This is a genomic window from Klebsiella sp. BIGb0399, from assembly GCF_003752615.1.
GTDB lineage: Bacteria > Pseudomonadota > Gammaproteobacteria > Enterobacterales > Enterobacteriaceae > Klebsiella > Klebsiella lignicola.
This window is the reverse complement of record NZ_RKHT01000005.1, coordinates 792,800-807,396: the sequence shown is the minus strand read 5'-3', so window position 1 is coordinate 807,396 and position 14,597 is coordinate 792,800. Positions and strand designations below refer to the sequence as shown.

The 14,597-nt window shown below is 55.6% G+C and carries 14 protein-coding genes; 2 read left to right on the top strand and 12 right to left on the bottom strand.

Annotated features, from left to right (window positions below; genetic code table 11):
* Position 1: 1 nt before the first annotated feature.
* Complete coding sequence (locus EDF82_RS25370; RefSeq protein WP_227540099.1) at positions 2–367, top strand: hypothetical protein; 366 nt, start codon at positions 2–4, stop codon at positions 365–367.
* A 22-nt stretch (positions 368–389) separates the two neighbouring features.
* Here the strand turns inward: EDF82_RS25370 and EDF82_RS04090 are convergent, their stop codons facing one another.
* The 5 genes from EDF82_RS04090 to EDF82_RS04070 form a co-directional block, all read right to left on the bottom strand.
* A complete protein-coding gene (locus EDF82_RS04090; RefSeq protein ID WP_123754325.1) occupies positions 390–1,106 on the bottom strand; it encodes an ABC transporter ATP-binding protein in 717 nt (238 codons plus the stop codon).
* The gene (locus EDF82_RS04085) at positions 1,103–1,978 is read right to left on the bottom strand and encodes an ABC transporter ATP-binding protein (RefSeq protein ID WP_123754324.1); all 876 of its coding nucleotides are present in this window, start codon (positions 1,976–1,978) and stop codon (positions 1,103–1,105) included. The genes EDF82_RS04090 and EDF82_RS04085 overlap by 4 nt, the downstream gene beginning before the upstream one ends.
* Entirely contained in the window at positions 1,975–3,261 is a 1,287-nt protein-coding gene (livM, locus tag EDF82_RS04080) for a high-affinity branched-chain amino acid ABC transporter permease LivM (RefSeq protein WP_123754323.1), read from the bottom strand. Before livM ends, EDF82_RS04085 begins: the two co-directional genes overlap by 4 nt.
* Positions 3,262–3,271: 10 nt before the next feature.
* Positions 3,272–4,186 carry a branched-chain amino acid ABC transporter permease LivH gene (locus tag EDF82_RS04075; RefSeq protein ID WP_123754322.1) on the bottom strand — a complete coding sequence of 305 codons (915 nt, stop codon included), beginning with the start codon at positions 4,184–4,186 and terminating at the stop codon, positions 3,272–3,274.
* Positions 4,187–4,295: 109 nt separating this feature from the next.
* Entirely contained in the window at positions 4,296–5,354 is a 1,059-nt protein-coding gene (locus EDF82_RS04070) for a branched-chain amino acid ABC transporter substrate-binding protein (RefSeq protein WP_187043036.1), read from the bottom strand.
* Between the two features lie 797 nt (positions 5,355–6,151).
* Here EDF82_RS04070 and EDF82_RS04065 point away from each other — a divergent pair.
* A complete protein-coding gene (locus EDF82_RS04065) occupies positions 6,152–7,540 on the top strand; it encodes a glycoside hydrolase family 10 protein (RefSeq protein WP_123755473.1) in 1,389 nt (462 codons plus the stop codon).
* On the opposite strand, the gene EDF82_RS04060 is transcribed toward EDF82_RS04065, so the two are convergent.
* The 7 genes from EDF82_RS04060 to EDF82_RS04030 all read right to left on the bottom strand — a co-directional run bounded on the left by EDF82_RS04060 (position 7,446) and on the right by EDF82_RS04030 (position 14,585).
* The gene (locus tag EDF82_RS04060) at positions 7,446–8,804 is read right to left on the bottom strand and encodes a type II toxin-antitoxin system HipA family toxin (protein WP_123754320.1); all 1,359 of its coding nucleotides are present in this window, start codon (positions 8,802–8,804) and stop codon (positions 7,446–7,448) included. The genes EDF82_RS04065 and EDF82_RS04060 overlap by 95 nt on opposite strands.
* Entirely contained in the window at positions 8,804–9,061 is a 258-nt protein-coding gene (gene hipB, locus EDF82_RS04055; protein WP_123754319.1) for a type II toxin-antitoxin system antitoxin HipB, read from the bottom strand. The genes EDF82_RS04060 and hipB overlap by 1 nt, the downstream gene beginning before the upstream one ends.
* 167 nt (positions 9,062–9,228) lie before the next feature.
* Complete coding sequence (locus tag EDF82_RS04050; RefSeq protein WP_123754318.1) at positions 9,229–10,182, bottom strand: hypothetical protein; 954 nt, start codon at positions 10,180–10,182, stop codon at positions 9,229–9,231.
* Positions 10,183–10,340: 158 nt separating this feature from the next.
* Entirely contained in the window at positions 10,341–10,973 is a 633-nt protein-coding gene (locus tag EDF82_RS04045) for a class I SAM-dependent methyltransferase (RefSeq protein WP_123754317.1), read from the bottom strand.
* A 19-nt stretch (positions 10,974–10,992) separates the two neighbouring features.
* Complete coding sequence (locus EDF82_RS04040; RefSeq protein WP_123754316.1) at positions 10,993–12,234, bottom strand: sensor domain-containing diguanylate cyclase; 1,242 nt, start codon at positions 12,232–12,234, stop codon at positions 10,993–10,995.
* Between the two features lie 217 nt (positions 12,235–12,451).
* Positions 12,452–13,573, bottom strand: coding sequence for a DUF4056 domain-containing protein (locus tag EDF82_RS04035; protein ID WP_123754315.1), 1,122 nt, complete (start codon positions 13,571–13,573; stop codon positions 12,452–12,454).
* 52 nt (positions 13,574–13,625) lie between these two features.
* On the bottom strand, positions 13,626–14,585 hold the full coding sequence (locus tag EDF82_RS04030) for a hypothetical protein (RefSeq protein WP_154143816.1): 960 nt from the start codon (positions 14,583–14,585) through the stop codon (positions 13,626–13,628).
* Positions 14,586–14,597 lie beyond the last annotated feature (12 nt).

The window sequence follows — 14,597 nt, the reverse complement described above, 5'->3', positions numbered from 1 at the left end:
AATGAAAATTCATACCATTACCACGCCTGCGACCCCCGGAAAAGTTGGGCTTACTCCCACAGCGTCGCCGTCGGAAATGCCTCGTCGTACCCGGAAATGGCCGCGATATGCTGTCGCCATATTGTTAGTGATCCTCGCCCTGTTAACCGCGTGCCTGGTGCAGGTACATGCCGGGAGCGCGACGATTATTACCCGTTTTGGCAGTCCGGTGCGGGTGCTGTTAAAACCGGGCCTCGGATGGCGTTTGCCGGCGCCTTTCGAAACGCCGCTGGAGGTCGATTTACGCAGCCGTTCAACCTCAAGCGGGCTGCAGGATGTCGGGACGCGCTTTCGGCATTTACCGTACAACAGGTCATTATTTACGTGACACTGTCACTTACCATGTCAGATCAAGTCACCCCAAGATAAGCATTTCTGACCTCAGGGTTGTTTAACAGCTCCCTGCCCGTGCCGCTCAGCTGGATCTGGCCGTTAACCATCACATAGGCGCGATCGGAGAGCTTCAGCGCGTGATGCGCATTTTGCTCCACCAGGAACAGCGTCATGCCCTGCTGCGTCAACTCGCGCAGGATCTGGAAAATCTGCTTCACCACCAGCGGCGCCAGTCCGAGGCTGGGTTCATCCAGCAGCAACAGTTTGGGGCGGCTCATTAACGCGCGGGCAATCGCCAGCATCTGCTGTTCGCCGCCGGAGAGCGTCATGGCACGCTGGGATCGGCGTTCCTCCAGACGGGGAAACAGCTGGTACATCCGCGCCTTATCCTCGTTTTGATAGCGGTTGCCGATGGGGATGGTCCCCATCAACAGATTTTCCTCAACGGTCATGTCGGCAAAGATCCGCCGCCCCTCCGGGGCCTGGGCAATCCCGTTGCTGGCGATAAAGTGGGTAGACTGGCGGCTGATATCTTCCCCGCGATAGCGAATTTGCCCCTCGGCGATGCGCGGTTGGCCGAAAATAGACATCAGCAGCGTCGATTTACCGGCGCCGTTGGCGCCAATCAGCGCCACCGTCTCCCCTTCATTGACCGTTAACGAGACCTGCTTCAGCGCCTGAATCTGGCCGTAAAACACGTCAACCTGACGAAACTCAAGCAACGGCTGGTTCATTCGGCGATCTCCTCTTCATCCGTGCCCAGATAGGCCGCAATCACGCTGGTGTTCGACTGGATTTCCTTCGGCTCGCCGCGGGCGATCACATCGCCATGATCGAGGACGATGACATGATCGGAAATCTCCATCACCATCCCCATGTCATGCTCAATCAGCAGCACCGTGACGCCATGATGCTGGCGCAGGAAGCGGATAATCTTGCTCAGGGTTTGCGTTTCCACCGGGTTAAGACCGGCGGCGGGTTCATCCAGACAGATCATCTCCGGCCCGGTACACATCGCCCGGGCGATCTCCAGCCGCCGCTGTTGACCATAGGAGAGCGTGCCCGCCAGCAGGTTTGCGCAATCCACCATGCCGACCACCTCCAGCCAGTAAAAGGCCCGGTCCAGCGCCTGGTTCTCCGCCTGACGGTAGCCACGGGTATTTAAGATCCCCGCCAGCAAATTACGATTGACCTGCATATGCTGGGCCACCAGCAGGTTTTCAATCACCGACATGTCGCGAAACAGTCGGATGTTCTGGAAGGTCCGCGCCAGCCCCGCCCGGTTCACCAGATGGGTCCCGCCAAACATCTTGTAATAGAGGCGGGTGCCCAACGCCGACGGATGGAGAAAATCGGCCGGGTGGATCTTTTGCCCCAGCACCTGAATCACATCGGTCATTTTGGTCCGGGCATGCAAGCGGATGGCCCCGCCGGTAGCGCGATAAAAGCCGGTCAGGCAGTTAAACACCGTGGTTTTCCCGGCGCCGTTTGGGCCAATCAGCGCGGTAATTGACCCTCTCTTTACCTCAAGGTTGACGTCATTCAGGGCTTTAATTCCGCCAAAATGCATCATCAGATGCTCAACCTGCAAAATGTTGTCACTCATGGCGCCACTCCCTTACGTACCGCCACCCCGGTGCGGCTGGTACGTACCAGCCCCCGAGGCCGCCAGATCATCATCAGCACCATTAATACGCCAAACAGCAGCACCCGATACTCATCAAAACCACGCAGCAGCTCCGGCGCCACCGTCAGCACGAAGGCCGCCAGTACCACCCCAAGGGTCGAGCCCATGCCGCCCAGCACCACGATCGCCAGAATCAGCGCCGACTCGAAGAAGGTAAACGACGTCGGGTTGACGAACCCCTGATAGGTGGCAAAAAAGACCCCGGCAATCCCGGCCGTCGACGCCCCCAGCATAAATGCCGAGAGTTTCACCAGCACATGGTTCAGCCCCATCGCCCGACAGGCGATCTCATCTTCGCGCAGCGCCTCCCAGGCGCGGCCGATGGGCATCCGCGTCAGGCGATGTTTAATGAACAGCACCAGCAGCACCACCAGACAGAGCACGCCGTAGATAAAGATAAACTTGAGGTTAGGGTTATAGCTGATGTGTAAAAACTCGTGGATCGGCACCCCGCCGTCTTTTGCCCGTCGGCCAAATTCGAGGCCAAACAGCGTCGGCGCCGGGACTGACACACCGTTAGGCCCGCCGGTAAAGCTGACCCAGTTGTTGAGCACCAGGCGGATAATCTCGCCAAAGCCGAGGGTGACGATCGCCAGATAGTCGCCATGCATACGCAGTACCGGGAACCCCAGTAACGCCCCCGCCAGCGCGGCCATAATGGCGCCAATCGGCAGCATCGCCCAGAACCCCAGCCCGAGATACTGATAGCCGAGCGCCAGACCATAGGCGCCAATGGCATAGAACGCCACGTAACCCAGATCCAGCAGCCCCGCCAGACCGACCACGATATTCAATCCCAGACCGAGCAGCACGTAAATAAGCCCGAGGATCGCCACCGTCAGCAGGTATTTCGTGGCGATGAACGGAAAGGCCAACGCCACCACCATCAGCAGAGGCAGGATCCAACGCAGGCGTGAACGATAGCCAACCTGACGCACGTAGACACCATCATCCGCCCCTTCAAAGCGGGCGAGAAACTGACGGCCGCGACGGCTTTGCAACAGCAAGCTGAGCGCCAGTCGCCCGACCATCACAATCCCGACCAGCACCGCTACGCGATGCGTCGACATATTGAAACTGTAACCCTTGAGAACAATGCCCACGACCGGGCCAAAGACAACCAGCGCACACAATCCGGCCAGGACGCTATCAATCAGGCTACGCCTGATGTCGAGCCCTGGCTGACGGGATACTTCAGCCATGTTTTACCCCTTAAACCTTGGCAACCATTGGACGACCCAGCAGCCCTTGCGGACGGAAAATCAGGATCGCCACCAGCAGAGCGAAGGAAAACACATCTTTGTAATCAGAGTTCACCAGCCCGGCAAACTGCGCCTCGGCAACGCCCAGGAGCAAACCGCCCAGCATCGCACCCGGTAACGAACCAATTCCCCCCAGCACCGCGGCGGTAAAGGCCTTGATCCCGATAATAAAGCCGATATAAAAATCGAAGGTGCCATAGTTCATGGTGACCAGCACGCCGGCCAGCCCGGCCATCGCCGCGCCAATCACAAAGACCAGCGAGATAACCCGGTCGGTGTTAATCCCGAGGATCGCCGCCATACGCCGGTCCTGCTGTGTCGCCCGGCAGATCCTCCCGAGACGGGTGTACTGAATCACCCAGGTCAGGACGATCATCCCGACCAGCGCCGCCGCGAGGATAAACAGCTTGGTCCAGGTGATTTGCACAATGCCGTCGCCTACGTCAAAACGCAGAACGCCGGTGATAAGGGTCGGGATCCCCTGCTGATTAGGGCCCTGACTGATTTGCACATAGTTTTGCAGAATAAGGGACATGCCGATGGCCGAGATCAGCGGAGCCAGTCGGGTGGAGTTACGCAGCGGCCGGTAGGCAATGCGTTCAATGGTCCAGCCATAAACGCCGGTCACGACAATGGTGAACACCAGGGTGCCGAAGATCAGTAAAGGGAACGAGTGGATGCCAAAATAAGAGAGTAATGCCAGCCCGATAGCGCACAGGTAGGCTGAGACCATATACACCTCGCCGTGGGCGAAGTTAATCATACCGATGATGCCATAAACCATGGTGTAGCCAATCGCTATCAGACCGTATACGGCCCCCAGCGTCAGCCCATTGATCAGTTGTTGCAGAAAAAACGCTTCCATAGACACCATCCTGCCGGTAAACAGGCAGCGACGGCGCATCCCGCCATACGCTGCCTTTTTTACGAGTCACACCCTTTGTTATTCCAGGGCCGGAAAAGTCAGTTAGCCGTTAAAGCTGATGATATTTGCCTTTGTCATCCCACTGATAAACGACGTAATCCGACACTTTCAGGTCGCCTTTACCATCCCAGGCTTTTTTACCCATCACGGTATCGACGCTATTGGTTTTCAGCCATTCGCTGGCTTTGGCGTTATCGGTCCCGACAGCGTTATAGGCGGCGGCAATTGCCTGAATAGAAGCATAGGCATACAGGGTGTAGCCTTCCGGTTCAAAACCGCTGGCGCGGAATTTTTCAATCACCGTTTTCCCTTCAGGGATCGTGCGCGGATCTTTACCGAAGGTCATCAGCACGCCGTTGGTGAACTGCGGACCACCAGCGGCAGTGACCAGCTCTTCCGTAACCACACAGTCGCCGGAGAAGAATTTGGCCTGAACGCCCTGTTCTCTCATCTGGCGAACCAGCGGACCGGCTTCCGGATGGCAACCGCCGAAGAAGACCACGTCAGGCTTGAGCGCACCAATCTTGGTGACCAGCGCGTTGAAATCCTTTTCGCCACGGGATAAGCCCTCGTACAGCACTTCTTTGGTGCCACGCTTCGCCAGCGCGGCACGGGTGGCATCCGCCAGCCCCTGGCCGTAGGTGTCTTTATCATGGATCACGGCGATTTTTTTAGCCTTCAGCACATCCAGCATATAGTTCGCCGCGATGGCCCCCTGCTGATCGTCACGACCGCACATCCGGAACATATCCTTCATGCCGCGCTCGGTGATTAACGGGTTAGTCGAGCCAGGGGTGATGGTCAGAATACCGGCCTCGTCATACACTTCTGATGCTGGCATGGTCGAGGAAGAACAGAAGTGACCCACCACTGCAGAAACCCCGGACTCATCGACCAGACGGTTGGCCACCGCCACCGCCTGTTTCGGTTCGCAGGCATCGTCGCCCTGAACCAGAACAATTTTCTCGCCTTTGATTCCTCCTGCCGCATTAATATCCGCGACCGCCTGCGATGCCCCTTTCCAGTACTGGGCGCCATAGGTGGCGTTGGGGCCGGTGAACGGTCCGGCGACGCCTATTTTCACATCCGCCTGTGCGTAAAATGCCACGCTCATACAACCCGCAATCGCAAAATGAAGCGCTAACTTTTTAAGTTTCAGAGACATTCGATATTCCTCAGCGATCTATAGCCTGGCGCCATTTCATGGCGCGGAAAATATCATTTACTGTTTGGTATGTGCCGTATACACCCTCAATAATTCGCGTTGCCTGTCGGCGGCAAGACCGTATATTCCCAGGCGCTTACTCAGGTAAGTGACTGGGGTGACAAATCTGTCTGGAACAGATTTGAACGCTGCGAGCAGCGGCCCTGATAAGGGTGAGGCTCATGGATGAGCCGAATAGCCGGTGCAGCCAACATCCAGACAACGTGAAGAATGACGGGTATATCCGGGGTGGAAGAAGCAATAATCCCGCCAGAGAGAAATGACAAGCCAGATCGCTTACTGATGGATAGAGGTAACGCGTGGTAGCCACGCGTACCGCCTCCGGCTAACGTGCATTTCAGTACAAGTCAGGAGGTCTGTTGCCATCACGTGGCGAGTCGGGAACTGAGGCGTCCATATTAGCCAGCGAGCTAAACATAGCTGCTCTTTTTCGCCGTTGCGCACTGGCCTGGTGCAAAAGTGCGAAAATGATCATGAGAGTGAATAATTTTGTTGCAGTAGTGTGAACAAACTAACAAGAAGTTAATAGAAATCAAGGCGTGCCTCGCCAGGCGCTGGCGGAAACGGAAATTTCACGCTATGTGCGCCAACGGGATCGCCGGGATACCGTCGCGCTGATTGACTTAGCCGCGCATCATAGGACAATGTCCCTTTTGCAACTCTTTCACGAGCTGGCGTATATGATCCACTGCTCTCGTAGCGCGCGTGTTGTCTCTAAAATTACCCTTGCCGGCCTGGCCGTCGCTGGCGCATTGATGCTGGTCCATTGCTCCAGCAAGCCACCGGTATCTCTGGTGACCCCGCTGCCGTCACCGATTAAACAGCCCGGTCTGCCCCGCAGCAATGAACCGGTGCGCGGCGTCTGGCTGACCACGGTCTCCCGCCTCGACTGGCCGCCGGTAGAATCCGTCACCCTCAGCGATCCGCAGATGCGCATCCGCCAGCAGCAGAACGCCTTGACTGCCAAACTGGATAAGCTGAAAAGCCTCGGGATCAACACCGTGTTTTTCCAGGTTAAACCGGATGGTACCGCCCTGTGGCCGTCAAAGATCCTGCCGTGGTCGGATATGCTGACCGGTAAAATTGGTCAGGACCCGGGCTACGACCCGCTGAAGTTTATGCTGGATGAGGCCCACAAACGCGGGATGCGGGTGCACGCCTGGTTTAATCCCTATCGCGTTTCCGTGAATACCCGGCCTCGTACCGTCAGCGAGCTCAACGCCACGCTGTCGCAGACCCCCGCCAGCGTCTTCGTGCTGCATCGCGACTGGATCCGAACTTCCGGCGACCGCTTTGTCCTCGACCCCGGTATTCCCGAAGTCCGCGACTGGATCACCAGCATCGTTGCCGAAGTGGTGGAGCACTACCCGGTGGACGGCGTCCAGTTTGATGACTACTTCTATACCGAAACGCCGGGCTCTACCCTGAATGACAATCAGACCTACCGCACCTACGGTCAGGGATATGCCTCAAAGGCGGACTGGCGACGGCATAACACCCAACAGCTGATTGCCCAGGTCTCAAAGGCTATCAAGCAGCAGAATCCCACGATCGAATTTGGCGTCAGCCCCGCTGGCGTCTGGCGTAACCGCTCCCACGATCCGGCGGGGTCTGATACCCGCGGCGCGGCGGCCTACGATGAATCTTTTGCCGATACCCGCAGTTGGGTGCAGCAAGGGCTGCTCGACTACATCGCCCCGCAGATTTACTGGCCTTTCGCCCGCGATGCGGCGCGCTATGATGTGCTGGCAAAATGGTGGGCGGACGTGGTGAAACCAACCGGAACCCGACTGTATATTGGTATTGCGCTATATAAGGTCGGCGAACCGTCCAAAAATGAGCCTGACTGGATGGTCAACGGCGGCGTGCCGGAGCTGAAAAAACAGCTGGATTTAAACGAATCGACGCCGCAAATCCAGGGCACCATTCTGTTCCGGGAGAACTACCTCAACCAGCCGCAAACCCAGCAGGCGGTCAACTATCTGAAAAGCCGCTGGGGTGACGGTCAGCAACCGGTGACGCCAGCGCAGTCCGCAAGCGTAAATGGCGTTTTCGCAGGTGAGAAGTAATGGCGTGACAGACCGAGGGTGAGAAATCAGGCGGTAAAGTCCGCGTTACCGCCTCAATCGCCTGGGGAATGTGGTCGGAAAAATAGTGCAAAATCTCCAGCATCTGCTCCTGAGCAAACCCCACCTCTTTGGCGGTGGCTAAAAAATGGCGTGGATAGAGCGTACTAATCTCCGTTTTTCGGCCTTTGGTGGCCTTCATGCTCATCGAGAGTTTGAGATCGCTCAGATGCAGTCCCGTGCCTCCCAGCAGCGGAAACGCCGAAATAATGTCGTAGAACGGCGTCAGCCGGTAGCTGCCTCCGGGTTGAAGGAACACAGAGAAATTCTTTGCATGACCATCGGTGGCGCCAATAAGCCACTGAAAAACAATAAATTTCATGAAGTCATAACGATCTTTCAGCGCATGACTTGATCCCAACAGAAAAGCCATAACCTGACGAATCCCCGGCCCGCCATCTGACTCATACTTCATCGATGAAGGGAGGCCAAACGCCTGGCACAAATCTTCTTGTGGCAGACGCAGTAGCACCGTGTTGTCCTGCGCCCAGCGTCGATCAAATCGCGTGACCGCCAGTGCCCTGGTGTTCCTGGTCTGAATAATACCGGCGTCCGGCACCGTAAAACCCAGCGCCCGGGCCAGCGCTAAACACAAGAATTCATTGTCGACGCTTTCGCTGAGATCGAGCACCGCATCGGGCTGGCGTATTTCACCGATCGGCAACTTAATGATATGGGTGGTGGGCGTGGTTCCGGTAGGAATGCACCACTGGTTGCCGATTTTCAGCAGCGCGGTTTTTTCCTGCGCGCCGGCGACTGAAATACGAAAGTCATCATGCTCATTGACCATACCGAGTGGAATATCGGCCTGATAGGCGGTCAGCAGCGTGTCTAGCGCGTTGTCATCCAGCGTCTTCCAGCGCAATGCCCTCTGTCCGGTGTTTTCACCTGGCGGCAGTAATGTCACAGCCCCGACGCTGTCCCGGCCAATTTCGGCCAGCAGATCGAAGGGCTGTTTTGACCGCGCCTGATAGCGTTTGACGATCCGGTCCCGAATCACAGGGCTGTCTGGCAGCAAATTATCGAAGTAATTGAATACCGCGTCGCTGGTGATGTTACCGTACTGCAACGGCAGCGACAGAGAGAGCGGTCTGGTACGAGGGTTACGCATCCAGGCATCGTCATAGCGGAAAATATGCGCCCCGTTAGCTTGCTTAACTAACTCGCCAACTCGTTCGTTGTTCATCCATGTTTCCAGAGTTGCCATTACCAGTTCAGATCCTCTGTGTTGTCGTCATGCTCAGCGTTGTTGTCGCCGTTTTTCGCCTTTACCACCATCGACATTTCCAGCGACTGGAGAATTTTGAACAACGTGGTTAGCGACGTTTTATCTGGATGGTTTTCAAAGTTAGAAATGGTTGCCTGCTTAATCCCTATCCGCCGGGCCAGATCGTTTTGCGTCCACTGATTTTTCTGGCGCATTAACTTTAGGTAGTTCGCCAACTGGACCGGACTGTATATCATCGGTAAATCACTCACGCCCTCTCCTTATCCTCTTGTGGGGATAATGCATTTTTTATACCCTAGTGGGGATAAAGTCAATCCATGAGCTTTATCCCCTTGTGGGGATAATGGCGATGATATCCCCACAAGGGGATAAACAAGAGAATGCGGTGATCGGTCGCCAGGAACTAAAAACTCATCGCCAGGCCGACGCCATAGCCTCGGGTGTTATCCCCGAACATATAGCGCGCCACCAGACGGGTACGGCTGATGAACACCGGATACTTGCTGCTGTCCAGCTCCAGCCCGACGCCAAGGGACGTGAGTCCGTTAAACCCCAGGGTTCCGCGTTGATCGCCGAGATACTCGGTGTGCGCCCCTTCCAGCACGTAGCGCACCGGGCTTTTCAGCAGCGTCCAGTCAGAGATGGGCGCCCGTCGGCGCAGGTACAATCCAAGATTTTCCGCGCTGGAGCTTCCGCTGACGGCTTCCGGCGTGCTGCCGAACGTCTGCAGGCTCATCCCGGAATAGCGTAACTCGACATCGATATCCTGGGCCTCAGAGAACAGCTCGTAGTCGAGCATCAGCGAACCACCAAGCCCGTAGGCATTCAGCCGGCCACCGTCAAGAAACTTGAAATCCGCATCCCGGCGATGTTCGATCACCCTGCTGCCGATCCGCACATCGCTGGCCATCGTCCCGAGCATAAAATTGAAAATCGGTCGCAGCACCAGCGTGCCGCCCAATTTGTCGGTGTACAGCTTGAAATCCCAGCCAATGCCGCCGGTGCCGGTCAGACTGTTCCATTTGGTCGGCACTTTGCGACTTTGATCGCCATCGCTCACCACAAATTGCGGATCATAGCGGCTGTAACCCAGAGTGCCTTCCAGATAAATGGGAAATTGCTGGCTTAACGTGGCCCCGCCGCCAAACTGGGTAATCGACAGCTGGTTTTTCTCGTTTGTGCCGGAGCCAATATTCAGGTCGCTGGCGGTGACATCCGGTACGACGGTATAGCTCATCAGCATCAGCACGGCATTTGAGCGTTGTTTTAACTGGCTGCCGTCAAGGGCGAAACTGGCCGGACACACCAGCAATAAGACGCTAAACAGCGTGGAAGTACGGCGCAAAGAGCCCCTCATTTCGTCGTTGAAACCTCAGCCATGGTGCAGAAGATGGGATGTTCAACCGCGTCTGATCATGCAGACAAAACAGACAGTTGCCATTATCACTGAGTATAGCGGCAGTTTCACATTCCTCCTCTTGCGGCCTCGCGCGCGCGCGCAAGGCAGACGACCGATCAGGGGCGTTTAACGGCCAGCCAGATCGTCCGCCCGCCGCAGTGCGGGTCTTCCACCACGTGCTGGAGAACCTCAAAGTCGTGGGTGTCCAGCAGCTGGCGATACTCCTGCGGCGCCAGGCTGGCATGATACAGCGCATCCCCTTCAAACTGGCCAATCGCCTCACCGTTACTGGTGCCGCTGGTAAACATCAGCGGCGCATGGGGATTGGCGTGGTCCGCGAACCGCTGAAACAACGCCCGCTGCGCATCCCGGGTTTGGTGAAAAAAGCTGTCCCACGCCAGCAGGCCATCAAAGCGTCTTGCCAACGCCAGGCTCCGCATATCCGCGACCTGCCACTGTTGGCCGGGATAGTCACGACGACAGCGGGCAATCATCGCGGCAGAACTGTCCACCCCGCTGACGGAAAACCCCTGCCGGAGCAGATACCCGGAGATCGGCGTGCCGTTGCCGCAGCCGATATCCAGAATGTCACCGCCGGGTCTGACCTGCGCCAGAAATGCGTCAAGCCAGGATTGTTCAAACAAGCTGGTCGGGCGCAACACGGCCCAACGATCCGCATATCGCTCATACAGACTGATAATATCCCCGGCGCACGGATGGTCTGGAGTGCCGTTCTCATTGGATGACATAGTACGCTTCCCTTCAGGTTCAGTATTTTTCCACCAGGTAGAGCTTCACTTTATTGCGCCCCTCTTTCTTGGCAGCATACAACGCCTTATCAACACGGTTAAACAACTGATCGATCTGCTCGTTCTGTTGATGCTCGGCGACGCCAATACTGACGGTGATACCCGCCCCCTGTTCAGGAATATGGAAATGACTCACTGCCAGACGAATCGCTTCGGCCATCTCCAGCGCCCGGTCGATGGCGGTGGCCGGGAGAAACAACAAAAACTCCTCGCCGCCCCAGCGGTAAATTTTGTCCTGCGGCTTGCCGGCGGCTTCAAGAATGCGCGAAATCGCCAGCAACACCTCATCACCTTTCTGATGACCGTGGTTATCATTAATGGCTTTGAAATTATCGACATCAACCAGCAGCAGGCAAAAACCTTCCATTTTAAATAATGACGAATCCACAATGCGATAAAACTCACGGCGGTTGAGCAGTCCGGTTAACGGGTCGTGGGTCGCCGCAAATTCCAGCTCCTTTTTCAGGTGCACCTCTTCGGTTATGTCATGAATAATGCACAGCATCAGGCGAATGTTGTGCAGCACCACCGGCCCGGCGTAGGTCTGAACGTAGCGCAGCGAACCATCACTGAGCACATGGGTAAAATTGAGCGGCTTATGCCCGCCCGGCAGGTTCGCCACGCTATGCATCACCGGCAGCACATCCCGGCCCATCGAGTTAATCTGCCAGGTATGGCGGGTACGCATCTCCTCGGCGGTGTAATTATAAAAACGCAGGGCGGCAATATTCGCATCAATAATTCGGCCATCTTGTGCCGGATCGATTAACAACATGGGCGCTGAGCTGGTCATAAAAAAGCGAGCAAAAAAGCGATTACTGCGTCGCTTGTAATGTTGAGAGGCCGCAACACTTAGCGATTCATTCTTTTGCAGAATCTTCACGGCTTCAAACAGAATTAAGGTGTCATATTCTTCTGATTTAATTAACGTGGTTTTGCAATAGACCGAAATCAGACCTTCAGTCGTTTTTATTGTCCAGACTTCGAATACTTCAACAATATTTTTGAAATAGTAAAGGTAGCTCTGCAGGCTGAGCTCCGGGCAGCTCGAGACGCTACCTTTGCGCATCTCATCCAGCGACATCTCCCCACTGAGCGTTCTGGAGGCAGGGTTGGCATAGACGATGGTTTCTTTAAAAGGATGAACTACCCATACAGGAGTACTTAATAAATCAAAAATCGTTAGTTCTTTTAATAACATGCAGCCCTCCATCTGACAGGCACCACGCATCAAAATAATAACCTGTCGCCAATACCCCTCCATGGGATAAAGGAAATAAGAGGATTCAGGGAATGTCGATACATGATGAAGACGGGGGAAGTATAGTTCGTTTTTTATGCATTAATACAAGGCGCAACAACAAACTTTGCCATGCAATTACGCAAACCGGGCAACTTACCCGGTTTATCGCATTTTATTACTTCTCTATACGTTCAAGCTGTATTCGTTCAAGCTGGGTTTTATCCGCCTGCTGCGCGCGATCCGCCAGCCCCTGGAACTGCTCCGGGGTATAGAAGCTATCGGGCATCGGCAACGAGCGCATATCATGTCCCGGATGAATTTGCAGTTGCCCAAGCTGAGCAAGCGTAAAGCCATCCACCGACACCGGCAGCGTGAGCTGGTAAGGAATGGCGTTTTCGAACGGCACCGGCGTCGGCAACCGCGTATCGCTCAGCGCATAGTTCCGTTTAAGCACCAGGAATTTATCCGGCACCCGCCGCTTGCTGTTCCACCAGTCGCCATCGAGCTTGCGGAACATCGCTTCGGTTTCGTTGCGTGGCGCCACCGTTAATTTAACCAGCACCTGCTTCAGCGCGCTCTCCATGGCCTGATTATACTCGTCGACGGAGTCAACATGGCCTTGCAGAATGACGTTGATCGCAAGCCTGGCGCCCAGCAGATTCGAATAGAGATCTTCCGGCGAAAATGCCGAGATCTCTTCCGAAAAACCCGGTACCGACTGGAAACCATACCACTGAGCAATCTCATGCCACTGCGCCAGTTCATAGGCCAGATAGCCTGCCAGCCAGGCGGCAATTTCATAGCGCTGGTGCATCGAAGCTGGCGGCGTAAAGGCGTTCAGCTGAATTCGCCGCACCCCCAACTCTTCGCTGTAGAACACCCGCCCGCTTTGCCCCAGATTAGGGAAAATGCGGCTAAACAGATAAAAGGTGTTGTCTGCCGTATCGCGCACGTGGGCAATATCAATAAACCCGCCGCGCCGGGTATAGATCAGGCCATTTTTCTCTTCGCTCAGACCCACCAGATTTTTGACCGCCCCTAACGCGCTGTCGTTGTAATGATGCCGCCCCAGCGTATCGAGGGTTAAGACGTTGCCAATCTGATAAACCGGGATCGGCACCCCGATAGCCCTGACATGCAGGTCATAACCAAAAGCACAGCACGGACGCAGCGATTCCGGCGCCGTCAGATGACTGACCACCGGTGTCACATGGGAAACGGGAACGATCGGCAATACCGGGTCCTGGGCACAGACCGAAAAAGCGGCCGCCAATAATACAAACAAGCCATTGCGCATTAACATTGTCTCCAGGACAGAAAATTATGCATCACAACCAGCGCCTGTGATGTTAAAAACGGTACTCTCCGGCGACAAAGAAACTGTTACGTTCGTTAAAGCCAATCTCGGTTAACACGTTAAAATTCTGCGTAATTTCATATTGCGCCCCGATCAGCATATTCCATGGCGAAGAGAGGCGCTGCTTCACATCGAACTTGCCCTGATCGTCTTTATTGACGGCGGCGATTAACGGCTGAAGCTCCGGCGGCATGTGCAAATCAGAGAGGTTGCCTTTGAACTCCTGCTGCACGTTCTGGTACATGCTACCTACCCAGATGCTTAAGTTCGACGGCCCGGCAATCCCCTGCAGATTAAAGCGGTATCCGACCCGCGGCGACACGGTAGTGGCGGAGATTTTGCCATCGAGGATATCGAAATCGGTACGGGTATAGTTGGTATCCACCAGACCAAACCAGTTGCCATAGCCCCCGGCGAGGGTAAAGCCGGTGCCCCAGGTGGTCCCTTTAAAATCCAGCGCGAAGTCGATATTTTGCAGCTGGCCGCTTTCATACAAACGATGCACCGACCCGGCAATCACCCGGTCCAGACCGCGGTATTTTGACGGGTCGGCGTCAACGGAGACTTTTGACAACGAGGAGCCACGAGTGTGGCCGACGATGCCGTAGACATTAAGAAAAGGAAACACCCACATATCCAGACGCAGGTTTTCGGTTTTGCTTTTCTGCCGCGTATGACCGGCGTCAATGGCGAACATATCGCTGGGTATGGCGTGGTTGCCGAGCGCCAGACCGGAAAAAGAGATGCTGTCGACCAGGATATCCTGGCGGATGTTCATGTAGCTTAAATTGACCCCGAACGGCAGCGGAATGGAATAGCCACGCGCTCTTGCTTCATCACCCCAGATAGGGAAATAGCTGTCGTTACTGCTGCCGGTACTGTCGGCAGTGCTGGCCCCCCAGGCGGTACCCGACGTTAACAACAACGTAATTACGGTTTTAGTCCATCGCATTTTCTTTCATCT

Excerpts from the sequence above, each read along its gene's own strand:
- EDF82_RS04035 (WP_123754315.1), bottom strand. The coding sequence starts at position 13,573 with ATGCGCAATGGCTTGTTTGTATTATTGGCGGCCGCTTTTTCGGTCTGT.
- EDF82_RS04085 (WP_123754324.1), bottom strand. The coding sequence starts at position 1,978 with ATGAGTGACAACATTTTGCAGGTTGAGCATCTGATGATGCATTTTGGC.
- EDF82_RS04030 (WP_154143816.1), bottom strand. The coding sequence starts at position 14,585 with ATGCGATGGACTAAAACCGTAATTACGTTGTTGTTAACGTCGGGTACC.
- EDF82_RS25370 (WP_227540099.1), top strand. The coding sequence starts at position 2 with ATGAAAATTCATACCATTACCACGCCTGCGACCCCCGGAAAAGTTGGG.
- EDF82_RS04050 (WP_123754318.1), bottom strand. The coding sequence starts at position 10,182 with ATGAGGGGCTCTTTGCGCCGTACTTCCACGCTGTTTAGCGTCTTATTG.
- livM (WP_123754323.1), bottom strand. The coding sequence starts at position 3,261 with ATGGCTGAAGTATCCCGTCAGCCAGGGCTCGACATCAGGCGTAGCCTG.
- EDF82_RS04090 (WP_123754325.1), bottom strand. The coding sequence starts at position 1,106 with ATGAACCAGCCGTTGCTTGAGTTTCGTCAGGTTGACGTGTTTTACGGC.
- EDF82_RS04065 (WP_123755473.1), top strand. The coding sequence starts at position 6,152 with ATGATCCACTGCTCTCGTAGCGCGCGTGTTGTCTCTAAAATTACCCTT.
- EDF82_RS04045 (WP_123754317.1), bottom strand. The coding sequence starts at position 10,973 with ATGTCATCCAATGAGAACGGCACTCCAGACCATCCGTGCGCCGGGGAT.
- hipB (WP_123754319.1), bottom strand. The coding sequence starts at position 9,061 with ATGATATACAGTCCGGTCCAGTTGGCGAACTACCTAAAGTTAATGCGC.
- EDF82_RS04060 (WP_123754320.1), bottom strand. The coding sequence starts at position 8,804 with ATGGCAACTCTGGAAACATGGATGAACAACGAACGAGTTGGCGAGTTA.
- EDF82_RS04075 (WP_123754322.1), bottom strand. The coding sequence starts at position 4,186 with ATGGAAGCGTTTTTTCTGCAACAACTGATCAATGGGCTGACGCTGGGG.
- EDF82_RS04040 (WP_123754316.1), bottom strand. The coding sequence starts at position 12,234 with ATGTTATTAAAAGAACTAACGATTTTTGATTTATTAAGTACTCCTGTA.